Source organism: Massilia sp. SYSU DXS3249 (assembly GCF_053668055.1).
In genome coordinates this window covers 66329-86669 of record NZ_JBSIPX010000015.1, presented here as the reverse complement: position 1 = coordinate 86669, position 20341 = coordinate 66329, and the positions used below count along the sequence as shown (strand labels likewise).

Annotated in this window: 19 protein-coding genes and 1 pseudogene; 9 read left to right on the top strand and 11 right to left on the bottom strand. The window is 64.9% G+C overall.

The annotated features are described in order from the left end of the window. Positions 1-9: 9 nt before the first annotated feature. The 3 genes and pseudogenes from ACWCIA_RS17190 to ACWCIA_RS17180 all read right to left on the bottom strand — a co-directional run. Positions 10-126: pseudogene (locus tag ACWCIA_RS17190) on the bottom strand (N-acetyltransferase); the annotation flags it as partial. 6 nt (positions 127-132) lie between these two features. Next, a complete protein-coding gene (locus ACWCIA_RS17185; RefSeq protein ID WP_454165176.1) occupies positions 133-1029 on the bottom strand; it encodes a hypothetical protein in 897 nt (298 codons plus the stop codon). Positions 1030-1076: 47 nt separating this feature from the next. Further along, entirely contained in the window at positions 1077-1238 is a 162-nt protein-coding gene (locus tag ACWCIA_RS17180) for a hypothetical protein (RefSeq protein WP_454165175.1), read from the bottom strand. Positions 1239-1466: 228 nt separating this feature from the next. On the opposite strand from ACWCIA_RS17180, the gene ACWCIA_RS17175 reads away from it, so the two are divergent. Together ACWCIA_RS17175 and ACWCIA_RS17170 are read left to right on the top strand one after the other, a co-directional pair. Next, the gene (locus ACWCIA_RS17175) at positions 1467-3050 is read left to right on the top strand and encodes an ATP-binding protein (protein ID WP_454165174.1); all 1584 of its coding nucleotides are present in this window, start codon (positions 1467-1469) and stop codon (positions 3048-3050) included. After that, a complete protein-coding gene (locus ACWCIA_RS17170; protein WP_454165173.1) occupies positions 3047-3661 on the top strand; it encodes a response regulator transcription factor in 615 nt (204 codons plus the stop codon). Before ACWCIA_RS17175 ends, ACWCIA_RS17170 begins: the two co-directional genes overlap by 4 nt. A gap of 25 nt (positions 3662-3686) precedes the next feature. Here the strand turns inward: ACWCIA_RS17170 and ACWCIA_RS17165 are convergent, their stop codons facing one another. Next, a complete protein-coding gene (locus ACWCIA_RS17165; protein WP_454165172.1) occupies positions 3687-3893 on the bottom strand; it encodes a hypothetical protein in 207 nt (68 codons plus the stop codon). A 273-nt stretch (positions 3894-4166) separates the two neighbouring features. Between ACWCIA_RS17165 and ACWCIA_RS17160 the strand changes: the two genes are divergently transcribed. After that, a complete protein-coding gene (locus tag ACWCIA_RS17160; protein ID WP_454165171.1) occupies positions 4167-6218 on the top strand; it encodes a prolyl oligopeptidase family serine peptidase in 2052 nt (683 codons plus the stop codon). 137 nt (positions 6219-6355) lie between these two features. Continuing rightward, complete coding sequence (locus tag ACWCIA_RS17155) at positions 6356-7066, top strand: flagellar brake protein (protein WP_454165170.1); 711 nt, start codon at positions 6356-6358, stop codon at positions 7064-7066. A gap of 72 nt (positions 7067-7138) precedes the next feature. Here the strand turns inward: ACWCIA_RS17155 and ACWCIA_RS17150 are convergent, their stop codons facing one another. The 7 genes from ACWCIA_RS17150 to recA form a co-directional block, all read right to left on the bottom strand. After that, on the bottom strand, positions 7139-7588 hold the full coding sequence (locus ACWCIA_RS17150) for a pilin (protein WP_454165169.1): 450 nt from the start codon (positions 7586-7588) through the stop codon (positions 7139-7141). 239 nt (positions 7589-7827) lie between these two features. Then, complete coding sequence (locus ACWCIA_RS17145) at positions 7828-8316, bottom strand: pilin (protein WP_454165263.1); 489 nt, start codon at positions 8314-8316, stop codon at positions 7828-7830. A gap of 296 nt (positions 8317-8612) precedes the next feature. After that, a complete protein-coding gene (gene sucD, locus ACWCIA_RS17140) occupies positions 8613-9494 on the bottom strand; it encodes a succinate--CoA ligase subunit alpha (protein WP_454165168.1) in 882 nt (293 codons plus the stop codon). Between the two features lie 17 nt (positions 9495-9511). Further along, positions 9512-10681: an ADP-forming succinate--CoA ligase subunit beta gene (gene sucC, locus ACWCIA_RS17135; protein ID WP_454165167.1), complete on the bottom strand. Its 1170-nt coding sequence runs from the start codon at positions 10679-10681 to the stop codon at positions 9512-9514. Positions 10682-10754: 73 nt separating this feature from the next. After that, positions 10755-11318 carry a DUF2889 domain-containing protein gene (locus tag ACWCIA_RS17130; protein WP_454165261.1) on the bottom strand — a complete coding sequence of 188 codons (564 nt, stop codon included), beginning with the start codon at positions 11316-11318 and terminating at the stop codon, positions 10755-10757. 380 nt (positions 11319-11698) lie between these two features. Beyond that, entirely contained in the window at positions 11699-12157 is a 459-nt protein-coding gene (gene recX, locus ACWCIA_RS17125) for a recombination regulator RecX (protein ID WP_454165166.1), read from the bottom strand. 72 nt (positions 12158-12229) lie between these two features. Beyond that, positions 12230-13309 carry a recombinase RecA gene (gene recA / locus ACWCIA_RS17120; protein WP_454165165.1) on the bottom strand — a complete coding sequence of 360 codons (1080 nt, stop codon included), beginning with the start codon at positions 13307-13309 and terminating at the stop codon, positions 12230-12232. Positions 13310-13511: 202 nt separating this feature from the next. Here recA and ACWCIA_RS17115 point away from each other — a divergent pair, with 202 nt between their 5' ends. The 5 genes from ACWCIA_RS17115 to ACWCIA_RS17095 all read left to right on the top strand — a co-directional run bounded on the left by ACWCIA_RS17115 (position 13512) and on the right by ACWCIA_RS17095 (position 20304). Beyond that, on the top strand, positions 13512-14225 hold the full coding sequence (locus tag ACWCIA_RS17115; RefSeq protein WP_454165164.1) for a response regulator: 714 nt from the start codon (positions 13512-13514) through the stop codon (positions 14223-14225). Further along, the gene (locus tag ACWCIA_RS17110; protein WP_454165163.1) at positions 14179-15759 is read left to right on the top strand and encodes a sensor histidine kinase N-terminal domain-containing protein; all 1581 of its coding nucleotides are present in this window, start codon (positions 14179-14181) and stop codon (positions 15757-15759) included. The genes ACWCIA_RS17115 and ACWCIA_RS17110 overlap by 47 nt, the downstream gene beginning before the upstream one ends. After that, the gene (locus ACWCIA_RS17105) at positions 15749-16078 is read left to right on the top strand and encodes a DUF4212 domain-containing protein (protein ID WP_454165162.1); all 330 of its coding nucleotides are present in this window, start codon (positions 15749-15751) and stop codon (positions 16076-16078) included. Before ACWCIA_RS17110 ends, ACWCIA_RS17105 begins: the two co-directional genes overlap by 11 nt. Then, positions 16075-18123, top strand: coding sequence for a sodium:solute symporter family protein (locus tag ACWCIA_RS17100; RefSeq protein WP_454165161.1), 2049 nt, complete (start codon positions 16075-16077; stop codon positions 18121-18123). Before ACWCIA_RS17105 ends, ACWCIA_RS17100 begins: the two co-directional genes overlap by 4 nt. Positions 18124-18261: 138 nt before the next feature. Continuing rightward, positions 18262-20304 carry a prolyl oligopeptidase family serine peptidase gene (locus ACWCIA_RS17095; protein ID WP_454165160.1) on the top strand — a complete coding sequence of 681 codons (2043 nt, stop codon included), beginning with the start codon at positions 18262-18264 and terminating at the stop codon, positions 20302-20304. Positions 20305-20341 lie beyond the last annotated feature (37 nt).

Below are 20341 nucleotides of genomic sequence, written 5' to 3'. Positions count from 1 at the left end.
TCATGAGGTCCGGCGGTCGAGTTCGACCAGGCGGTTGAACACCGTATAGCCTGCCAGGCGCCCGCCGACCAGGTCCTGGACATACACGTAATGCTCGCCGTCGGCCTCGCGGTAGCGAATGACCAGACGGCATCACGTGCCGTACCACCAGCCGCTCAGCAGGCGCTCCGGTTTCGTGCGCGCGTGCACCTGGGCACTGGCCCGCCAGGCGTCGACCCGCACGCTCAATCCGGCAAACACGGCATGCCCCTCGCCTGCGCGGATTTCGTCCCCGGCCAGCAGGCTTTCGCCCGCCCGGATCGCACCGTGGGCGGTGATGCCCTCGCGCGCCTTGATGCCCCAGTTGGCTTCCAGGTGGTGCTCGCACAGGATCGCGGCGCCGCACTCGATGCCGTGGCCGGCCCGGATGTGGTCGCGGCCGGTGAGCGCGCCCCCGGTGCGGATGCCCTTGCCGCACACGACAGGCCCGCCGGCCTCGACGTCTCCCCCGACATGGCAGTTTCCGCCGATGTACAGCCCTTCTGCGCAGGCGAGCGACCAGCCGCAGCGCAGGTCGCCGCGTGCGCGCACCGCCCCTGCCGTGTCGATGTCCCATTGCGCGTGGATGCCTTCGCCGGCCTCGACCGAGCCGCCGCAATGGATGCCGCCGCCCGCGACCAGGTCGCCGCCGCAGTGAATCGTGCTGCCGGCAAGGACCGCGCCCCGGGCCCGGATCGCGCCTCCCGTATGGAGGACGGAATCGACGTCGATGTTGCCGCGCACTTCCAGGTGGCCGGCGAAGACCACGGCCGGCGCGTCGATGCTGTCGACGCTGCGCACCTCGCTGGTCGGCCCGAACTGGCTCAACAGCCAGCTGGCGTCGCCGAAGCGGCCGGCGTCGACCAGGGAATCGAGCAGGGGCTGGTAATCCGCACCTTGTTCGTAATGGCGCAGGAACCAGCGCAGTCCGCTGGCGCAAGGCTGCTTCGCCTTGATAAAGTCTTTGGTGAGGTCCATCGCATTCCGAATACGTTCTACGGTCTTCCACATGACACCATCCTCCGCAAAAAGCGTCGCAGGCGCCGTGCCGGCAGTTCCTAGGACGCGGCGGCGGTAAAAGCGCCGGCCCCGGCCATCATCACGACGCCGGCCACCGCCATGAAACGGCTGTCGCGCGGGTTTGCTTCTTTCTTTTCGCGCCAGGCAGTCCAGAACACGCATATGCTCAGGATGCCCAGCAGGATCGCTGCTTCGTTCACGGGAGTTCCTCCTTCAGCTTGATTCCGGCGGCGGGCGCCGCCACCATGACCGCATCGCCCGGCCTGCTTGTGGTCGGCGATATGCAAGAGCCAGTATCGGCCATTCGGCAGGCCTTGCCTATTCGCCCCCGCCCCTAAGGGAAGCCCTTACGAAGCATCTTTGCCGGAAACAAATGCGCGATTGTGCGACCATGCTGCCCTTATCGTTGTCGATGTGCGAAGGAAGGTATGAGCAAGCTTGGTACGGCCAGGCCCCTGTGGCACGGCGCCCTGTTCCTGGCGCTGTATCTGGTATGCGATGTCCTGAGCGGCCCGGAAGCGCGCTACCAGACGATCGATCCGGTCTGGCATCCGGCGGCGGGGCTGGCGGCGTATGCCGTGTTCCGGCTGGGCGCGCGGGCGATGCCGGCGCTGGTGGTGGCCGCCCTGCTGGCCTCCGGCATCACGCCGGCCCTGCCTGGCGATACCGGCCTGTCGCTGCTGGTGGGATTGCTGCCGGTGCCGATGTATGTCGCCGTCGGCCTGTTCATGCGCAGCTACCTGCCGGGGACGGCGTTCTTCGCCACCCACCGCGGGCTGCTGCTGTGGGCCGCGGTGGTCACCCTGGGCAGCTTCCTGAACGCGGCGCTGTACGCCAGCGTGCTGCACGGCCCCGGCTTCGCCACGCAGGGCTCCTGGGTCGAGACCCTGCTGCGCTACACGATCGCCGACATCGCCGGCATGCTCGTGACCGTCCCGGTCCTGGCCTACCTGCTCGACCGCGAGCTGCGCGCGGTGTACGCGCGGCGCGTCCTGAACCGCGATACGGCCGCCTACACCGCCCTCATTGCCCTGGTGCTGACGGTCGCCCTGCAGGACCCGGCGCCATCGGAGCTGGCGTATTACCTGCTCATCCTGCCGCTGGCCTGGGCGGCCGCGCGCCAGGGGACGGCCGGGGCGCTCACGGCCGCCGTGGTGCTGGAGGCGAGCGTCACCGTGACCGCGCTGCACCCGATCGCCTATCCGGCGCAAATGGACAACGTGCAGATGCTCGTGCTGACACTGACCCTGTCGGGCTTCCTGATCGGGATCGCCGTCGACATGGCCCAGCGTGCCAGCGATGAATTGCGCCAGTCCCAGCGCCTGGCCGCGGCCGGCGAGATGGCCGCCGCGCTCGCGCACGAGCTGAACCAGCCGCTCACCGCGCTGGCGGCCTATGGCAGCGCATGCCAGCGGCTGGTGGCGCGCAACGGCGGCGATCCCCTGCTCCAGAAAACCATCGCGTCGATGACGGCCGAATCGCAGCGGGCCTCGAATGTCCTCAAGCGCCTGCGCGAATTCTTCCGCAGCGGCACCCTCACCGTCGAACCGCTCTCGCTGGCGGAGTTGATCGACGGCGCGATCGAGCCCTTCGTGCAGCAGGCGCGCGACGAACAGGTGCGGATCGAGATCGAGCGGCCGGTCGATGCCAGGCTGGCGGGAGACCGGGTGCAGCTGGAAATCGTGCTGCGCAACCTGCTGTCGAACGCCTTGCAGGCGCTGGCCGAACTGCCCGAGGGGATGGAGCGCCGGATCCGCGTCGATACCGGCCTTGAGGGCGGCTTCGTCTGGATCCGGGTCGCGGACAATGGTCCCGGGATCGCCGAGCCGGTCCGCGCCCGCCTGTTCGAGCCCTATATTTCGATGAAGTCGAGCGGATGGGGGCTGGGCCTTGCCATCAGCAAGGCCATCGTCGAGACGCACGGCGGCTCGCTCAGCGTCGAACCGGGCCGGCATGCCGTTTTCAGGATCATGTTGCCCGCACAATGGAATAGCGAGGAGGAACCCGCATGAATCTGCCCCATGAAAACACCGTGTTCATCATCGACGACGACGCCGCCGTCCGGGATGCGCTCGGCCTGTTGTTGAGCCTGAACGGTTACCGGACCGCGTTCTTCGCCGACGCCGCGGCCTTCCTGCGCACCCTGTCGCCCGACCTGTACGGGTGCATCCTGCTGGACATCCGCATGCCCGGCATGGACGGCCTGAGCCTGCAAAAACTGCTGCTCGAACGCGGCTGCAAGCTGCCGGTGCTGATCATCACGGGGCACGGCGACGTGGAATCGGCACGCGCCGCCTTCCGCGCCAACGCCGTCGACTTCCTCGAAAAGCCGCTCCAGGAAGAGCAGCTGATCCGGGCAATCGAAGAAGCCTTCTCCAGGCAAACCGACAGCCGCCAGAACACCCGGGCGCAGGCGGCATGGATCGAGCGCCAGGCCACGCTGACGCCGCGCGAACGCGAGGTGATGCTGCTGGTCGTGGCCGGGCGCCATAACCGGGAAATCGCGCTCGACCTGGGCATCAGCACCCGCACCGTCGAGGTGCACAAGGGACGCATGATGGAAAAGCTGAACGCCAGTTCGGTTGCGGACCTGGTCCGCCAGCATCTCCAGCACGGCGCCTAGGCGCCGGCCGCAAGGTCCCTGCCAATTATGCGCTGGCGGCCTGGCCGAAGACCAGCGCGACGCCGGCCATGGTGGCCACGGCGCCCGACAGCGCCAGCCGGACGAGCAGGCGCCAGCCCCGTTGCCGGCGCATCAGCATGGTTTTTACGAGGCGGCGCTTGCTGCGCTTGCGCATGCGCGACGCGGCGTGGGTCGCCGGATCGAGATCGATGGAAAATGCTTTGTTCTTCATGGTGTCGGCCTCCTGCCGGTGCCAGCCTTGCGCCGGCAATCAATGGTGGCAGCCGATCGCAACGATCGACGGCCATACGGGTTGGTCAACCGGGCCAGTATCGCCCATGCGGTGCGCCGGCGCATCCGCACTGCGCGTAAGGGCATCCCGTATTGTCTTCCGGCGCCGTGCCTCTAGAGCCATCCGCGCGGCATCACGTGTTAAATTGCTGGCTTCGCCGCGCGCGAGTGCCGGCACAAGAACAACACTTGAGACACGCTCGAAGAGGAATCGATGACTTTACGCTTAGTTGTACTGGCGGCAGCCCTGGCCGCCGCCAATGCCCATGCCGCCCCGCGCGGTCTGACGGTGGAAGACCTGGCCAACCTGGAACGGGTCGGCAGCCCGGTCGTGTCGCCGGACGCGACGCGCGTCGTCTATACGGTGCGCGCCACCGACATGGCGAAGAACCGCGGGCATACCAGCATCTGGATCGCCGGCATCGACGGTAAGGTGGCACCGAAAGCGCTCGTCACGCACGAGAGCAGCAGCCTCGACCCGGAATGGTCGCCGTCGGGCGACGCCGTCTATTTCGTCTCGACCCGCTCGGGCAGCGCGCAGGTGTGGCGCCAGCCGGCGAACGGCGGCGAGCCGACGCAGGTGACCAACCTGCCGCTCGACGTCGACAACTTCCGCCTGTCGCCGACCGGCGACCGCATCGCCCTGAGCATGGCCGTCTTCCGCGATTGCGCCGACCTCGCCTGCACCAGGGAGCGGATGGATGCGCAGTCGAAAAACAAGGCCAGCGGGCGCGTGTATGACCGCCTGTTCGTGCGCCACTGGGATACCTGGGCCGACGGCCGCAACGCGGTGCTGTTCTCGGCCCCGCTGGACGCCAACGGGCGCGTCAGCAGCGCCCCGGTCAGCCTGTCCGGCACGCTCGATGGCGACGTGCCCTCGAAACCCTTCGGCGACCGCGAGGAATACCGTTTCAGCCCGGACGGCAAGACGGTCGTGTTCTCGGCGCGCATCGCCGGCAAGACCGAAGCCTGGTCGACCAACTTCGACCTCTACAGCGTCCCTGCCGCCGGCGGTTCCGCGCCGCGCAACCTGACGGCCGAGAATCCCGCATGGGACGCGAAGGGGGTGTTCTCGCCGGACGGCCGCACGCTCGCCTACCTGGCAATGGCCCGTCCCGGTTTCGAAGCCGACCGCTTCCAGATCATGCTGATGGATGTGGCAAGCGGCAAGAAGCGCCGCCTGGCCGAGGGCTGGGACCGCTCGGCCGGCGCGCTGCAGTGGAGTGCGGACGGCAAGACGCTGGTCGTCGACGCGGAAGACGTCGGCCAGCACCGCCTGTTCGCGATCGACGTCGCCAGCGGCAAGGTCAATGCGCTGACCGACAAGGGCAGCATCGGCGCCTTCGACATGCGCCGCGACACCCTCGCCTTCACCCACGCGTCGCTGTCCTCGCCGGCGCAACTCCACACGATGACCCTGCGCGCCGGCAAGGCACGCCAGCTCACCAAAAACAACGCCGACAAGCTGGCCGATGTGCGCTTCGGCGAATTCGAGCAGTTCTCGTTCGCGGGCGCGAACGGCGACACGGTGTACGGCTACGTGATGAAGCCTTGGAATGCAACGCCCGGGGCAAAATACCCGGTCGCCTTCCTGGTGCACGGCGGCCCGCAAGGCAGCTTCGGCAACGCCTGGAGCTACCGCTGGAATCCGCAGGTGTATGCGGGCGCCGGCTATGCCACCGTGTTCATCGATTTCCACGGTTCGACCGGCTACGGCCAGAAATTCACCGATTCCATCAGCGGCGACTGGGGCGGCAAACCGCTCGAGGACCTGCAAAAGGGGCTGGATGCGGCCGTCAAGAAATTCCCGTGGCTGGACCGCGAGCGCAGCTGCGCGCTGGGCGCCTCCTACGGCGGCTACATGATGAACTGGATCGCCGGCAACTGGTCCGACGGCTTCAAGTGCCTGGTCAACCACGACGGCGTGTTCGACACCCGCGGCATGGCCTACTCGACCGAAGAGCAATGGTTCACCGACTGGGAAAACGGCGGCCCGTATTTCGCGGTACCGGACCAGCATGAGCGTTTTAACCCGGTGCACCACGTGAACAAATGGAAGACCCCGATGCTGGTGATCCAGGGCGACCTCGACTTCCGTATCCCGACCGCGCAAGCCCTGTCGACCTTCACGGCGCTGCAGCGCCGCGGCATCGACAGCAAGCTGCTGGTCTTCCCGGACGAAAACCACTGGGTGCTCAAGCCGGCCAATTCCGTGTTGTGGCACCACACCGTCATCGGGTGGCTGGACCAATACCTCAAACGCTGAACGTTTCGTTGAAACAACAAAGCCCGCGCCAAACGCGGGCTTTTTTATGCAGCTTGACTGTCAATTTATTTCTCTGGGGCTAACACTGGTATCATGACGACCCGCCTGGCATCGTTGTCAGGCATTTCGAATACGCCATGCAAGTCGCCCCATCCGCGGAACTCAAAGCGCAAGATTACGATTTCGAGACGATGAACCTGCAAGTCGGTACCCGGCTGCAGCTCATCACGCATCGTCGCATCAAGCCCGTCCAGCACTTCTCGGCCCTGATCGGGTACGCGAAGGACGAGTACATCATCCTCAAGATCCCGATGGAAAACGGCGCACCGATCGCGCTGGCCGAGGGCGAGCGCCTGACGATCCGCGTGTTCTCGGGCGTGAAGGTGTGCTCCTTCGCCTGCACCGTCGAGCGGATCTTTGCGCGGCCGCTGTTCTACGTGCACGTGTCGTTTCCGAAAACAATCCAGGGCACCAGCCTGCGCACCGCCATGCGGGTGAAGGTCGACCTGCCGGCGCAGTTGGCAGGCAGCGGCACGCACGGGCGCCCGCTGGCCTGCACGATCCTGAACCTGTCGGTCAGCGGCGCACTGGTGGTGTCGCCGAGCCGGCTGCCGCCCGACGAAGAGCAAGTCGCGCTGCAGTTTTCCCTGAAGGCGCCGCCGGACGACCAGGAAGTGCGCATTTCGGCGCGCGCGGCGATTCGCAACGTGAACGTGTCGAAAGCGGCGGACGAGTCCGAATTGTTTACCTATGGCATGCAGTTCATCGACCTCGATCCGGTGCACTACACGCTGCTGCAGAACATGACCTACGAGGCGCTGCTGGCGGACCGGCAGAAGATCGTCTGAGCTGCCGCGCTGATGCCCTCAACCCCGCTGCTGCGGGGTTTTTTATTGCCTGGGCCTTAGGAGCCGGATGGGTTACGCCGCTTTTCCGGTGCAGACCCCTTTCGCGCCGATCAGGTTTTGCGGGACCGTGTTGGCGCTGCAGCTCCAGGCGCCGGTGGCGACGTCGCGGGTCAGGGTAATCGTCTGGTCCCGGACGCTGGCCGGTCCGGCGACGATCTTGCAGCTGAGGCTGGCAGCGGCGGCGTTGGCAGTGGCGCCGAAACTGCAGTGGGCGGTGGCCGTTTTCGACAGGCCGACCTCTTCCGGTACGGTCACGTCTTCGCCATCGTTGAGCCTGGTATTCACGCCGATCTTGCCTGCCGAGACTTCGGCCAGCGCGGCGCCGAACTTGGCTTTCGCCGCGTAGTCCTGGTAGGCGGGAACGGCAATGGTCGCCAGGATGCCGATGATGGCGACGACGATCAGCAATTCGATCATGGTAAAGCCGGCTTCTTCTTTCTGAACAACTTGTACGCGTTTCATGGGTTCTCCGGTCGGTGTTGGAATGGTCATGCGCAGGCAGACTTCGCCGCGCGGGCAAAGTATGGATGGCCAAAAACGGCGACCTTTGCGCTAGCAGAATCGTGCGCGGGTCTGTGACGACGCGGAGAAGGAAGCGGGGTAGAAGCGTGGGGGACGTACGGGCGGAGAGCGCGCCGGTGAGGTGTAAACGAAAAAAGCCGCCCGAAGGCGGCTTCTGCTGATGCTGTTACCTGCTGCTATTACGGGTTCGTCGGGGTCGTCGTCGATGCCGCTACGATGTTGGTCTTGGTGATGGCGTCACGTGCGGCAGCGTTCGTCAGGCCGGCAGCAGGGGTGTTCACCCATGCGATGGTCGAATCGTTGGCGGTCGGGTCCATGGTGAAGGTCTGGCCGTCGACGCCGCTGCCGATGCCGTTAGCGAACTGGACGGTGATGGTGCCGGAGGTAACCGATGCGGCAGCCACTTCCTTGGTTGCGGTGAAAGCAGGAATGTTGGCAGCTGCGTTGGTGGTGGTGCAGTTGGTTTCAACGCCGCCAGCTTCCTGGATGCACATGCCGACTGCGGTCTTGATTCCGGCGACCGAGCTCAGTGCTGCGCCGACTTTGGCTTTCACGGTGTAGTTCTGGTATTGCGGGATGGCGACAGCTGCCAGGATGCCGATGATCGCAACGACGATCATCAGTTCGATCAGGGTGAAGCCGGATTGTACTTTCTTAACAATTTTCATCGATTTCATGGTGTATCTCCAGTCAGGGGTGTTTGGGGTTATCTGTTGCGTTGCTTGGTGCCACGTTCTTCTTATTGCAAGCGCCGTGCCAGCCCATTTCACTCCCAAATCGATAGTTGCATTACAACAAAAGCGACAAAATGCGGCATGCCGGCTGGATGAACTGACAAATTTTGTCAGCTCACGTGCAATTTCTGTCGGACAACTTGTCTTGTGACAGGTTTTGGCATGTGCCGGCGCATAAAAAAAGGGAAGCACGCAGGCTTCCCTCTTTCAAACAACCAGAACTGCCGGTATTACAGCATGGCCTTCAGCAGGCGTGCCATTTCCGACGGGTTCTTGGTGGCCTTGATGCCGCACTCTTCCATGATGTCCAGCTTGGCTTGCGCGGTATCGGCGCCGCCCGAGATCAGCGCGCCGGCGTGGCCCATGCGCTTGCCCGGAGGCGCGGTGACGCCGGCGATGAAACCGACGACTGGCTTCTTCATGTTGTCCTTGACCCAGTGGGCGGCATTGGCTTCGTCCGGACCGCCGATTTCGCCGATCATGATGACCGCGTCGGTATCAGGATCGTCGTTGAACATCTTCATGATGTCGATGTGCTTCAGGCCGTTGATCGGGTCGCCGCCGATGCCGACTGCCGACGATTGGCCCAGGCCCAGTGCGGTCAGCTGGCCGACTGCTTCATAGGTCAAGGTGCCCGAACGCGAAACGACGCCGATGCGGCCCTTCTTGTGGATGTGGCCCGGCATGATGCCGATCTTGATTTCGTCCGGGGTGATCAGGCCTGGGCAGTTCGGGCCCAGCAGCAGGGTCTTCGAGCCGGCCTTGGCCATGCGGTCCTTCAGGGCCATCATGTCACGGACTGGAATGCCTTCGGTGATGCAGATGGCCAGGTCCAGTTCGGCTTCGACGGCTTCCCAGATGGCGGCAGCTGCGCCCGCTGGCGGGACGTAGATGACCGACACGGTGGCGCCGGTAGCGGCTTTCGCTTCGGTGACGTTGGCGTAGATCGGGATGCCTTCGAAATCTTCGCCGGCTTTCTTCGGGTTCACGCCAGCAACGAAAGCGGCCTTGCCGTTCGCGTAGTCGCGGCACATGCGGGTGTGGAACTGGCCGGTCTTGCCGGTGATGCCCTGGGTGATGACTTTTGTATCTTTGTTGATCAGGATCGACATTTGTTTATTCCTTCGAATTAGGCGTTACCAGCTGCAGCGGCGACGACGGCCTTGGCTGCATCTTCCATCGTATCGGCAGCGATGATCGGCAGACCGGAGTCGGCCAGCATCTTCTTGCCCAGGTCTTCGTTGGTGCCCTTCATGCGCACGACCAGCGGCACTTGCAGCGACACGGCCTTCGATGCGGTGATCACGCCTTCGGCGATGACGTCGCAACGCATGATGCCGCCGAAGATGTTGACCAGGATGGCTTTCAGGCCCGGGTTCTTCAGCATGATCTTGAATGCTTCGGTGACTTTCTCAGCCGTTGCACCGCCGCCCACGTCCAGGAAGTTGGCCGGCTCGCCGCCGAACAGCTTGATGGTGTCCATGGTCGCCATGGCCAGGCCGGCGCCGTTCACCAGGCAGCCGATGTTGCCGTCGAGCGAGATGTAGGCCAGGTCGAACTTCGATGCTTCGACTTCGGCTGGATCTTCTTCGTCCAGGTCGCGGTAGGCCATGATGTCCGGCTGGCGGAACAGGGCGTTCGAGTCGAAGTTGAACTTCGCATCCAGCGCGATGACCTTGCCGTTGCCGGTCAGGATCAGCGGGTTGATTTCGGCCAGCGACGAATCGGTTTCCCAATAAGCCTGGTACAGGCCCTTCAGGTTCTGGCGGGCTTCGGCCAGCGATTCGGCAGGAATGCCGATCTTGGTCGAGATCTCGTCGGCTTCGGCATCGGTCAGGCCGACGGCCGGGTCGATCGCGATCGAGTGGATCTTTTCCGGGTTGCTGTGCGCGACTTCTTCGATGTCCATGCCGCCTTCCGACGAGGCCATCAGCACGACGCGCTGCGAGACGCGGTCGGTGACCATCGAGACGTACAGTTCTTTCTTGATGTCGGCGCCTTCTTCGATCAGCAGGCGGCGCACTTTCTGGCCTTCAGGGCCGGTCTGGTGCGTGATGAGCTGCATGCCCATGATCTGCTCTGCGTATTCCTTGACCTGTTCCAGCGACTTGGCAACCTTCACGCCGCCGCCCTTGCCGCGGCCGCCAGCATGGATCTGTGCCTTGACTACCCAGACCGGGCCGCCGAGCTCTTCAGCTGCCTTGACGGCCTCTTCCACCGACATGCACGGAATGCCGCGCGGAACCGTCACTCCGAACTTTCGGAGGATTTCTTTGCCCTGATACTCATGGATTTTCATGCTGGCGTCCCTTCTTCTGTTACTGATTTAGTAGTTGATTAAAAACTTCGACATCGGATGTTAACCCCGAATGCTAACCCGTGATGGCCTTGATTACCCAGCGCGGATAATACTGTGCCACGGCGGGGCCGTCGGCGCGCAGCGCGTGGCAGCGGTCGATCTCGTACGGACGCACCGCGTCGCCATCATTGGCGGCGCTGCGTGTCTCGAACTCGTCATCGGCGAAGGCCTGGATTGCCGCGGTGGGCAAGACCTGCGCCAGTTCGGTCAGGTGGGTGCAGCCGAGCACGCCCGAGAGGCGGTCTTTCAGGTGCAACCGGAAATGTTTGGCAAGCGACAGTCCCACCAGCTTTTTGTAAGCGGGGCCGATCGTGTCGCAGTAGCCGGGATACGGCACCGCATCGGACGCGGCTTCGGCGTCGACGATCTCGAGGTCGCGGTTGATGGTAATGCGCAGGCTCAGGTCGTGCACGGCGGTGCCGGCCGGACGGTTGCCGGAGGCAAGCACGATGTCGCGCGCCTTGATGTCGCGAATGCGCGCGTCAAGATCCCACAGGCCATCGTCGCGCGCGTACGCTTCGACAGTAATGGCGCGAGTATGCCGCAGGGAGCGCGGGGCGGGAGAAGACAGGGGCATAAAAAAACAAACGTGCCGATTGATCGGCAAACAAGGTGGCAGCCGGTGTGCTGATGCACGTTGCCGCAGCTTCTGCGGCAACAACCGCTCATGCGGCGCTGCTTAAACCGTGAAAGTTTAGCACAGGCCGCAGCCGGTTGCACTGCAACATGGTGCGTGACGACGCCTGCCGGGCACCGCAGCGGTCGAAGGTGGCAAGCTTGTCAATGTTGCGACCGCAAACCCAAGGGGCGTAAAAAAGCGCCAGCGCGCAGCGCCATCCGTCGTTGAGGAATATGCAAACGCATATCGGCGGATGGCGCTCCGCGCTGGCGCCTGGGATCGTCACAGATGAGGGTACAGATGAGTAATACAGGCAAGCGGACAGCCTGCGGACAAGCTCAGAAGTCGTCATCCTCGGGCGCGCCCTTGAGCGCCGCACGCACGGCGCTGCTGGAAAAGCCGCGCGCCATCAGGAAACGCATCTGCTTGCTGCGCTCGGCCGCGTCTTGCGCGACGGTGCCGAATTTGCGCTGCCAGACTTCGACCGCACGGGCGGTCTCGCTTTCGGCCAGGCCGGACTTCAGTTCGGCCAGCGCCTCGCCGTTGACGCCATGGCTTTGCAGCTCGGCCATGACACGGCTGTTGCCGTAGCGCGAGGCTTTTCGATGAATCAGCGATTCGGCGAAACGCTCCTGCGACAGCCAGTTGTTCTTCTCTAAAAAATCGAGGAGGGCGTCGATGTCGTCGCCCTCCTCGGCATGGCGCGCCAGCTTGCGCTTGAGCTCCAGGCGGCTGTGCTCCCTCATGGAGAGGAAGCGCAGCGCCCGGGCTTTCAGGCTCAATACGGGTGCGCGCATGATGACAGCACATCAGCTGGGGCCAGGGCTTGCGGCTTGCAGGTGCAAGCCAGCCGGCCCGACCCCGGCCGATTACTCCGAGACGGCTTTCAGCTTCGGCTTGTCGTCGCCGGCGTCGCCAGCGACTGGCGGCAGCTCACGCACGCCGAGTGCTGCACGGACCTTGTTCTCGATTTCGCGCGCCAGGGCTGGGCGGTCTTTCAGGAACAGGCGGGCGTTGTCCTTGCCCTGGCCGATGCGTTCGCCGTTGTAGCTGTACCAGGAACCGGACTTCTCGACGATCTTGTTGTCGGCGCCCAGATCCAGGATTTCGCCTTCGCGCGAGGTGCCTTCTCCGTACAGGATGTCGAAGTGGGCTTCGCGGAACGGTGGCGCGATCTTGTTCTTGACGACCTTGACCTTCGTTTCGTTACCGATGACCTCGTCACCCGACTTGATCGAGCCGGTACGACGGATGTCCATGCGCACGGAGGCGTAGAACTTCAGTGCGTTACCGCCGGTCGTGGTTTCCGGGCTGCCGAACATCACGCCGATCTTCATGCGGATCTGGTTGATGAAGATGACCAGCGTGTTGGTGCGGTTGATCGAGGCGGTCAGCTTGCGCAGTGCCTGCGACATCAGACGGGCTTGCAGGCCAGGCAGGGAATCGCCCATGTCGCCTTCGATCTCGGCGCGCGGGGTCAGTGCCGCCACCGAGTCGATGACCACGAGGTCGACCGAGCCCGAACGCACGAGCGCGTCGGTGATTTCCAGTGCCTGCTCGCCGGTGTCCGGCTGGGAGATCAGCAGCTCGTCGAGCTTGATGCCCAGCTTTTGTGCGTAGGTCACGTCGAGCGCGTGCTCGGCGTCGATGAACGCGCAGGTGCCACCCAGTTTCTGCATCTGGGCGATGGTCTGCAGCGTCAGCGTGGTTTTACCCGACGATTCCGGACCGTAGATTTCCACGATACGGCCGCGCGGCAGGCCGCCGACGCCGAGTGCGATGTCCAGGCCGAGCGAGCCGGTCGAGACGGTCTGCACTTCTTCGACCGGCATGTTGGCGTCCATGCGCATCACCGAACCCTTGCCGAACTGCTTTTCGATCTGCGCGAGTGCCGCTGCCAGTGCCTTGCCTTTTTCAGCAGCGTTGTGTACTACTTTTTTGTCGTCCATAATTTTCTCTCAGTCTTGGAGCTTCGTAAGTAGGGGCGCCGTCGCGCATTTCAATAGGTAGTACTGTATAAAAATCCAGTGGTTTTGGCAAGCGGTATCTAGCCGAATCCTTGGCTATGTGTTGGAGAAGGCTCGCATTGTTGCGATAAATCAAACACAATAGCTGCGACCAGGCGGTCTAATCGAAAAACAGGGTGATCTTATGCGAATTTTGCTTGCGGAAGATGATAGCGTACTCGCGGATGGCTTGACGCGCTCCTTGCGCCAGTCCGGCTATGCGATCGACGGCGTGCGCAACGGCCAGGAGGCCGATACCGCCCTCTCGACCCAGGAGTTCGACCTCCTGATCCTCGACCTGGGCTTGCCGAAGATGTCGGGGCTGGAAGTGCTGCGCCGCCTGCGGGCGCGCTCGTCCCTGCTGCCGGTCCTGATCCTCACCGCGGCCGACTCGGTCGAGCAGCGCGTCGAGGGGCTCGACCTCGGCGCCGACGACTATATGGCCAAGCCTTTTGCGCTGTCGGAACTCGAGGCGCGGGTGCGCGCCCTCACCCGGCGCGGCGCAGGCGGCGGCCCGACGGTGGTGCGCCACGGTCCGCTGGCCTACGACCAGGTCGGCAGGAGCGCCTATATCGACGACCAGATGCTCGACCTGTCGGCGCGCGAACTGGGCCTGCTAGAGATCCTGCTGGCGCGCACCGGGCGCCTGGTGTCGAAAGAGCAACTGGTCGACCACCTGTGCGAATGGGGAGAGGAGGTCTCGAACAACGCCATCGAGGTCTACGTCCACCGCCTGCGCAAGAAGATCGAGGTCGGCGGCGTGCGCATCGCCACCGTGCGCGGGCTCGGCTATTGCCTGGAAAAATATTCGGATGCCCGGGCCGGCGCCGGCACCCTGCCTGCCCTCGATTCGAAGTGAACGCGCACCAGTGAACCGACGCGATCGCGGCCTGCGGCCGGTCGATGCGGGTGTGCCCGAGCCGCTGTACGTGCCGCCCAATCCCGAGCCGGAAGAAAACATCCAGCATTCGCTGTTCGGCGAAATCCTCGACTGGATGCTGGCCCCGCTGCTGCTGCTGTGGCCGATGAGCATCGCGATCACCTATCTGGTCGCGAAATCGATCGCCAACCAGCCGTTCGACCATGCGCTCGAGAACCGGGTCACGGTGCTGGCCCAGCAGGTGCGCGTGGAAGAAGGCGCGATCGACACCCGCCTGCCCGCCAGCGCGCGCGACATCCTGCGCGCCGACGACGTCGACAGCGTGTATTTCCAGGTGCTCGACGCCGACGGCCGCCACGTGGACGGCGACCGCGAGCTGCCGCGCCCGCGCGCCGAGGAAGCCGAGATGGACGGCGCCGTGCACTTCCGCAATGCGGCGCTGCAGGGCAACCCGCTGCGCGTGGCCTACCTCTACGTCAACCTCGATCCGCTGGCCTCGCCCGGCACGCCCGGACGGCGCGCCCTGGTGCAGGTGGCCGAGACGCTCGACAAGCGCGCCCTGCTCGCCAACGAGATCATCAAGGGCGTGATCCTGCCCCAGTTCATCATCCTGCCGATCATCCTGGCCCTGGTCTGGTTCGCCCTCTCGCGCGGCCTGTCGCCGCTGGCCGAACTCCAGGAACGCATCCGCGCGCGCCCTTCGGACGACCTCTCTCCCATCGACTCGCGCCAGGTGCCGGAAGAAATTTCGCCGCTGGTCGGCTCGCTCAACGACATGCTGGGGCGCCTGGCCCAGACCATCGAGATGCAGAAGCGTTTCATTGCCGACGCCGCCCACCAGATGAAGACCCCGCTGGCCGGCATGCGCATGCAGTCGGAACTCGCGCTGCGCCAGGTCGATCCGGGCGAGATCCACCGTTCGCTCGAGCAGCTGGCAAAAAGCTCGGAGTCGGCGACCCGCCTCGTCAACCAGCTGCTGGCCCTGGCGCGCGCGGAAAACCAGCCGCATGCGGGGCTGGCGTTCGAGGAGATCGAGCTGGGCGCGCTGGCGCGCGATACGGTGCAGGACTGGGTGCAGGCCTCGTTCGCGCACGGCATCGACCTCGGCTACGAAGCGTACGACGACGCGGTGATCATTGCCGGCAATGCGCTGATGCTGCGCGAACTGCTGTCGAACCTGATCGACAATGCGCTGCGCTATACGCCCGCCGGCGGCAGCGTCACCGTGCGCGTGCGGCGCGATGGAGAACATGCGCTGCTCGAGGTCGAGGACACCGGTCCCGGCATCGCGCCGCAGGAACGCGCCCACGTGTTCGAGCGCTTCTACCGCATCCTCGGCTCGAACACGACCGGCAGCGGCCTGGGACTGGCGATCGTGCGCGAGATCGCCGGGCAGCACGGGGCCGAGGTCGACATTTTCAACAACCCGCGCAGCATCCTTCCCAAGTACCCGGGCAGCCTGTTCCGCCTGACCTTCCCGCCACCCATTATCACGCCACCCGATGCCGCCTGAATTTTCTTCGCCCGCCGCCGGCCACGAGCCCGGCCTCCAGCGCCGCCTGCGCGCGGCGCGCGCCAGCCACTGGCGCCGCACGCGCCGCCTCACCGTCGTCCTGATGGCGCTGTGGCTGGGCACCGGTTTCGTCACCGTCTTCTTCGCGCGCGAACTGGCCCATGTCACCGTCTTCGGCTGGCCGCTGTCCTTCTACATGGCGGCCCAGGGCGCGTCCCTGATCTGCCTGGCGATCATCGGCGCCTACGCCTGGCGCATGCGCCGCTACGACAACGAGTACGCGGACACCCTCGCGCAGCCGTCCGGGGACGGCGCGTGAGCACGAACGCGCGCTACTTTCGCCGCCTGTCCGGCTACTACGCCTGGTTCTGCATCTGCTTCGCCGGCTTCCTGCTGACGCTGACGATCCTGGAAAACGAGGGCATGCCGCGGCTGTGGATCGGCCACCTGTTCATGTTCGCCACCATCGCCCTGTACGCCACCATCGGCGTGATCAGCCGCACCTCGAACGTCACCGAATACTATGTCGCGGGGCGGCGCGTGCCGGCTCTGTTCAACGGCATGGCCACTGCCGCCGACTGGATTTCGGCGGCCAGCTTCATCAGCCTGGCCGGGGGCCTGTACGTGTACGGCTTCGACGCCCTCGCCTACATCATGGGCTGGACCGGCGGCTATTGCCTGGTCGCGCTGCTGATCGCGCCCTACCTGCGCAAGTTTGCCCAGTACACGATTCCCGACTACCTGGCCGTGCGCTACGGCGGCGGCACGGGCGGGCGCGGCGGGCCGGTGCGCCTGCTGGCGGTGGGCGCGACCATCATCGTCTCCTTCGTCTACGTGGTGGCGCAGATCTACGCGGTGGGCCTGATCGCCTCGCGTTTCACCGGCGTCGATTTCTCGGTCGGCATCTTCCTGGGGCTGGCCAGTATTCTCGTCTGCTCGTTCCTGGGCGGCATGCGCGGCATTACCTGGACCCAGGTGGCGCAGTACATCATCATCCTGGTCGCCTTCCTGATCCCGACCATGTGGCTGTCGGTCAAGCATGCCGACAACCCGGTGCCGCAGGTGGCCTATGGTTCGGTGCTGCCGAAGCTGGCCCAGCGCGAAGCGCAGCTGGCGGCGGACCCGCGCGAGCAGGAAGTGCGCGCCCGCTTCCAGCGCGAGGCCGACGACTACGGGGCGCGGCTGGCCGCCCTGCCGGCTTCCTGGGAAAGCGGCCGGCTGGCCGCCCAGCAGCGCCTCGACATGGCGCGCCGGCGCAACGTGTCGCTGGCCGACGTGCGCAGCGCCGAACGGGCGCTGGCGGCCTACCCGAAAACGCCGGAAGACGCCGAAGCGCTCTGGCGCGCGGAGCGCCGCCGGCTGCTGGCGCGCGCCCAGCCGCTCGAGCCGCATGCGACGCCCTTCCCCGGCGTTACCGAAGCCGAGTCGAACGCCCGCCGCAACAATTTTCTCGCGCTCGTGTTCTGCCTGATGTTCGGCACCGCCGCCCTGCCCCACATCCTGATGCGCGCCTACACCACGCCCTCGGTGCACGACACCCGGGTCTCGGTATTCTGGACCCTGTTCTTCATCCTCCTGATCTACCTCAGCATCCCGGCACTGGCCGTGCTGGCGAAATACGACATCTATACCAGCCTGGTGGGGAGCGACTTCAGCGCGCTGCCTACATGGATCGCGTACTGGGCCAACATCGACAAGGTCAATCCCTTGATCCAGGTGGCCGACATCAATGGCGACGGCCTGGTGCAGCTGGCGGAAATCGCCATCGACGGCGATTTGCTGGTGCTGGCGACGCCGGAAATCGGCGGCCTGCCGTATGTGATTTCCGGCCTGGTGGCGGCCGGCGGCCTGGCGGCGGCCCTCTCGACGGCCGACGGCCTGCTGCTGGCGATCTCGAACGCGCTGTCGCACGACGTGTACTACAAGATCGTCGATCCGGGCGCCTCGACCCAGAAGCGGGTGACGATCTCGAAACTGCTGCTGCTGGCGGTCGCCTTCATTGCCGCCTATGCCGCCTCGCAAAAGCCGGCCGACATCCTGTCGCTGGTCGGCGCCGCGTTTTCGCTCGCGGCCTCGACGCTGTTCCCTGCCCTGGTGCTGGGCGTGTTCTGGAAGCGCGCGAACCACGTCGGTGCGATCGCCGGCATGGTGGCGGGCTTCATGGTCTGCCTGTATTACATGATCCGCGTCAATCCGATCCTGGGCGGGCGGCTCGATGCGGCCTGGTTCGACATCGCGCCGATGTCGGCCGGGATTTTCGGCGTGCCGGCGGGCCTGGCGGCGATCCTCATCGCCAGCCTGCTCAGCGCCCCGCCGGCGCGCTCGAGCGACGCCCTGGTCGACCATATCCGGGCGCCGGAGTAGCAGAAGGAGAGAGCGACGTACCTGCGCAACATTAGTCGGCAATATTCAAATTGCATGGCTTTTTGACATGCACAAATGTTATTCTTGAGAAATATCTGTTCCGCCTGCGGGCGTTTTTTCATAACCAGGAAAACCAGCATGTCGCTTCGTACGTCTGTCCGTGCTTCACTGTTTCACGCTTCCCTGCTCGCGCTGTCGCTGTGCGCCGGCCCCATCGCCCATGCGCAGGCCCAAAGCGCGCCCGCCCTGCCGCCGATCGAGCGCTTCTTTTCTAGCCAGGCGTTTACCGGCGGCTTGCTGTCCCCGGACGGCCGCGCGATCGCCGCGCGCGGCAGCGCGTCCGGCCAGCGCGACTACCTGGTGGTTGTCGACCTGGAGACCAACAAGGGCAAGATCGTGGCCTCCTACAGCGATGCCGACGTCAGCGCATTCCAATGGGTCAACGGCAATCGCTTGCTGTTTACCGTCGACAACCGCAAGGTGGCTCCGGGCGACCACGACTATGCGCCGGGCCTGTTTGCCGTCAACCGCGATGGCAGCGACCTGATCCAACTGGCCGAGACCGGTGTCGAACGCACCAGCCAGCGCACCGGACAACGCACGGGCCGCCGCCTGCTGCCCTGGCACACCTTCATGCTCAGTGAACGCGGCGCCCAGGATTCGGAATACGTCTACGTGCGCAACGTGATCTGGGATGCCGGTTACAAGAAGAACAGGACCGCCCTGCTGCGCCTGAACACGGTCACCGGCCAGGTGCAGGATGTCAGCCGCCCGAAGGAAGACGTGCACACCTGGATGCTCGACTACAAGGGCGAGCCGCGCATCGCCGTGGGCGCCAAGGAAGACACCGGGACCATCCACTACCTGGATCCGGAAACGAAAGATTGGCGCAAGCTGGCCAGCTACAAGCTGTACGGCAACAACGAGAACATCGAACCGCTCGCTTTCGGCCCTGACGGCCGGCTGTATGTCGCCGCGCGCCGGGGCCGCGACACCAGCGCCGTGTACACCATGGACCTCGCCACCGGCCAGCTCAGCGCGGAGCCCCTGGTCAACCTGGCGGGCTACGACTTCGACGGCGACATCCTGACCAGCCGCGAGAAAGTGCTGGGCATGCGCTTTACCACCGACGCCGAGTCCGTCGAATGGTTCGACCCTGGCATGAAGGCGGTCCAGGAGACGGTCGACAAGCTGTTGCCGGCCACCGTCAACCTGGTGTCCGCTCCTCCCCAGCATGCGAAGACGCCATGGCTGCTGGTACGCGCCTATTCCGACGCCATCCCAAGCACCTATTACCTGTTCAACCGCGACACCAGGCTGCTCAACAAGGTCGGCGAAACCTACCCCGGCATCGAGCCGCAGCGGATGGCGCGCCAGCAGGCGGTCAGCTACAAGGCGCGCGATGGCATGAACATCCCCGCCCTGTTGACGATCCCCGCCGGCGTCAAACCCGCCGGGCTGCCACTGGTGGTGCTCGTGCACGGCGGGCCCTGGGTACGCGGCAGCACCTGGGGCTGGGATCGTGAATCGCAATTCCTCGCCTCGCGCGGCTATGCCGTGCTCGAGCCATCGTTCCGCGGCACCACCGGCTTCGGCGCCGCCCACTACAAGGCCGGCTTCAAGCAATGGGGCCTGGCCATGCAGAACGACCTGGCGGACGGCGTGCGCTGGGCTATCGACAAGGGCTATGTCGACCCGAACCGCGTCTGCATCGCCGGCGCCAGCTATGGCGGCTATGCCACCCTGATGGGCCTGGTAAACGACCCGGACCTGTACAAGTGCGGCGTGAACTGGGTCGGCGTGAGCGACATCAATCTGATGTATTCCAGCGCGAACCATAACAACGATATGTCGGACGAATGGAAGCGCTACGGCATGCCGGAGATGATCGGCGACCGTGTCACCGACGCCGCGCAGCTGAAGGCGACCTCGCCGATCGAACAGGCCGCGCGCATCAAGGCGCCGCTGCTGCTGGCCTACGGCGGCGTCGACCAGCGCGTGCCGATCGACCACGGGACCAAGTTCTATGCAGCCGTGAAGCGCACCAACCCGAACGTCGAGTGGGTCGAATACCCGGCCGAAGGGCATGGCTTCTACCTGCCGAAGAACAACATCGATTTCTGGAGCCGGGTCGAGAAGTTCCTGGACAAGAACATCGGCGCGGGAGCAGTGAAGCAATAAGCTGAAGGTAGTCGTCCGCCACTTTGAGAAGGAGGTT

Excerpts from the sequence above, each read along its gene's own strand:
- ACWCIA_RS17165 (WP_454165172.1), bottom strand. The coding sequence starts at position 3,893 with ATGAAGAACAAAGCATTTTCCATCGATCTCGATCCGGCGACCCACGCC.
- ACWCIA_RS17170 (WP_454165173.1), top strand. The coding sequence starts at position 3,047 with ATGAATCTGCCCCATGAAAACACCGTGTTCATCATCGACGACGACGCC.
- ACWCIA_RS17105 (WP_454165162.1), top strand. The coding sequence starts at position 15,749 with ATGCCGCCTGAATTTTCTTCGCCCGCCGCCGGCCACGAGCCCGGCCTC.
- ACWCIA_RS17155 (WP_454165170.1), top strand. The coding sequence starts at position 6,356 with ATGCAAGTCGCCCCATCCGCGGAACTCAAAGCGCAAGATTACGATTTC.
- ACWCIA_RS17110 (WP_454165163.1), top strand. The coding sequence starts at position 14,179 with ATGCCCGGGCCGGCGCCGGCACCCTGCCTGCCCTCGATTCGAAGTGAA.
- ACWCIA_RS17145 (WP_454165263.1), bottom strand. The coding sequence starts at position 8,316 with ATGAAAATTGTTAAGAAAGTACAATCCGGCTTCACCCTGATCGAACTG.
- recX (WP_454165166.1), bottom strand. The coding sequence starts at position 12,157 with ATGCGCGCACCCGTATTGAGCCTGAAAGCCCGGGCGCTGCGCTTCCTC.
- ACWCIA_RS17115 (WP_454165164.1), top strand. The coding sequence starts at position 13,512 with ATGCGAATTTTGCTTGCGGAAGATGATAGCGTACTCGCGGATGGCTTG.
- ACWCIA_RS17150 (WP_454165169.1), bottom strand. The coding sequence starts at position 7,588 with ATGAAACGCGTACAAGTTGTTCAGAAAGAAGAAGCCGGCTTTACCATG.
- sucD (WP_454165168.1), bottom strand. The coding sequence starts at position 9,494 with ATGTCGATCCTGATCAACAAAGATACAAAAGTCATCACCCAGGGCATC.
- ACWCIA_RS17095 (WP_454165160.1), top strand. The coding sequence starts at position 18,262 with ATGTCGCTTCGTACGTCTGTCCGTGCTTCACTGTTTCACGCTTCCCTG.
- ACWCIA_RS17185 (WP_454165176.1), bottom strand. The coding sequence starts at position 1,029 with ATGTGGAAGACCGTAGAACGTATTCGGAATGCGATGGACCTCACCAAA.
- recA (WP_454165165.1), bottom strand. The coding sequence starts at position 13,309 with ATGGACGACAAAAAAGTAGTACACAACGCTGCTGAAAAAGGCAAGGCA.
- sucC (WP_454165167.1), bottom strand. The coding sequence starts at position 10,681 with ATGAAAATCCATGAGTATCAGGGCAAAGAAATCCTCCGAAAGTTCGGA.
- ACWCIA_RS17175 (WP_454165174.1), top strand. The coding sequence starts at position 1,467 with ATGAGCAAGCTTGGTACGGCCAGGCCCCTGTGGCACGGCGCCCTGTTC.
- ACWCIA_RS17160 (WP_454165171.1), top strand. The coding sequence starts at position 4,167 with ATGACTTTACGCTTAGTTGTACTGGCGGCAGCCCTGGCCGCCGCCAAT.
- ACWCIA_RS17130 (WP_454165261.1), bottom strand. The coding sequence starts at position 11,318 with ATGCCCCTGTCTTCTCCCGCCCCGCGCTCCCTGCGGCATACTCGCGCC.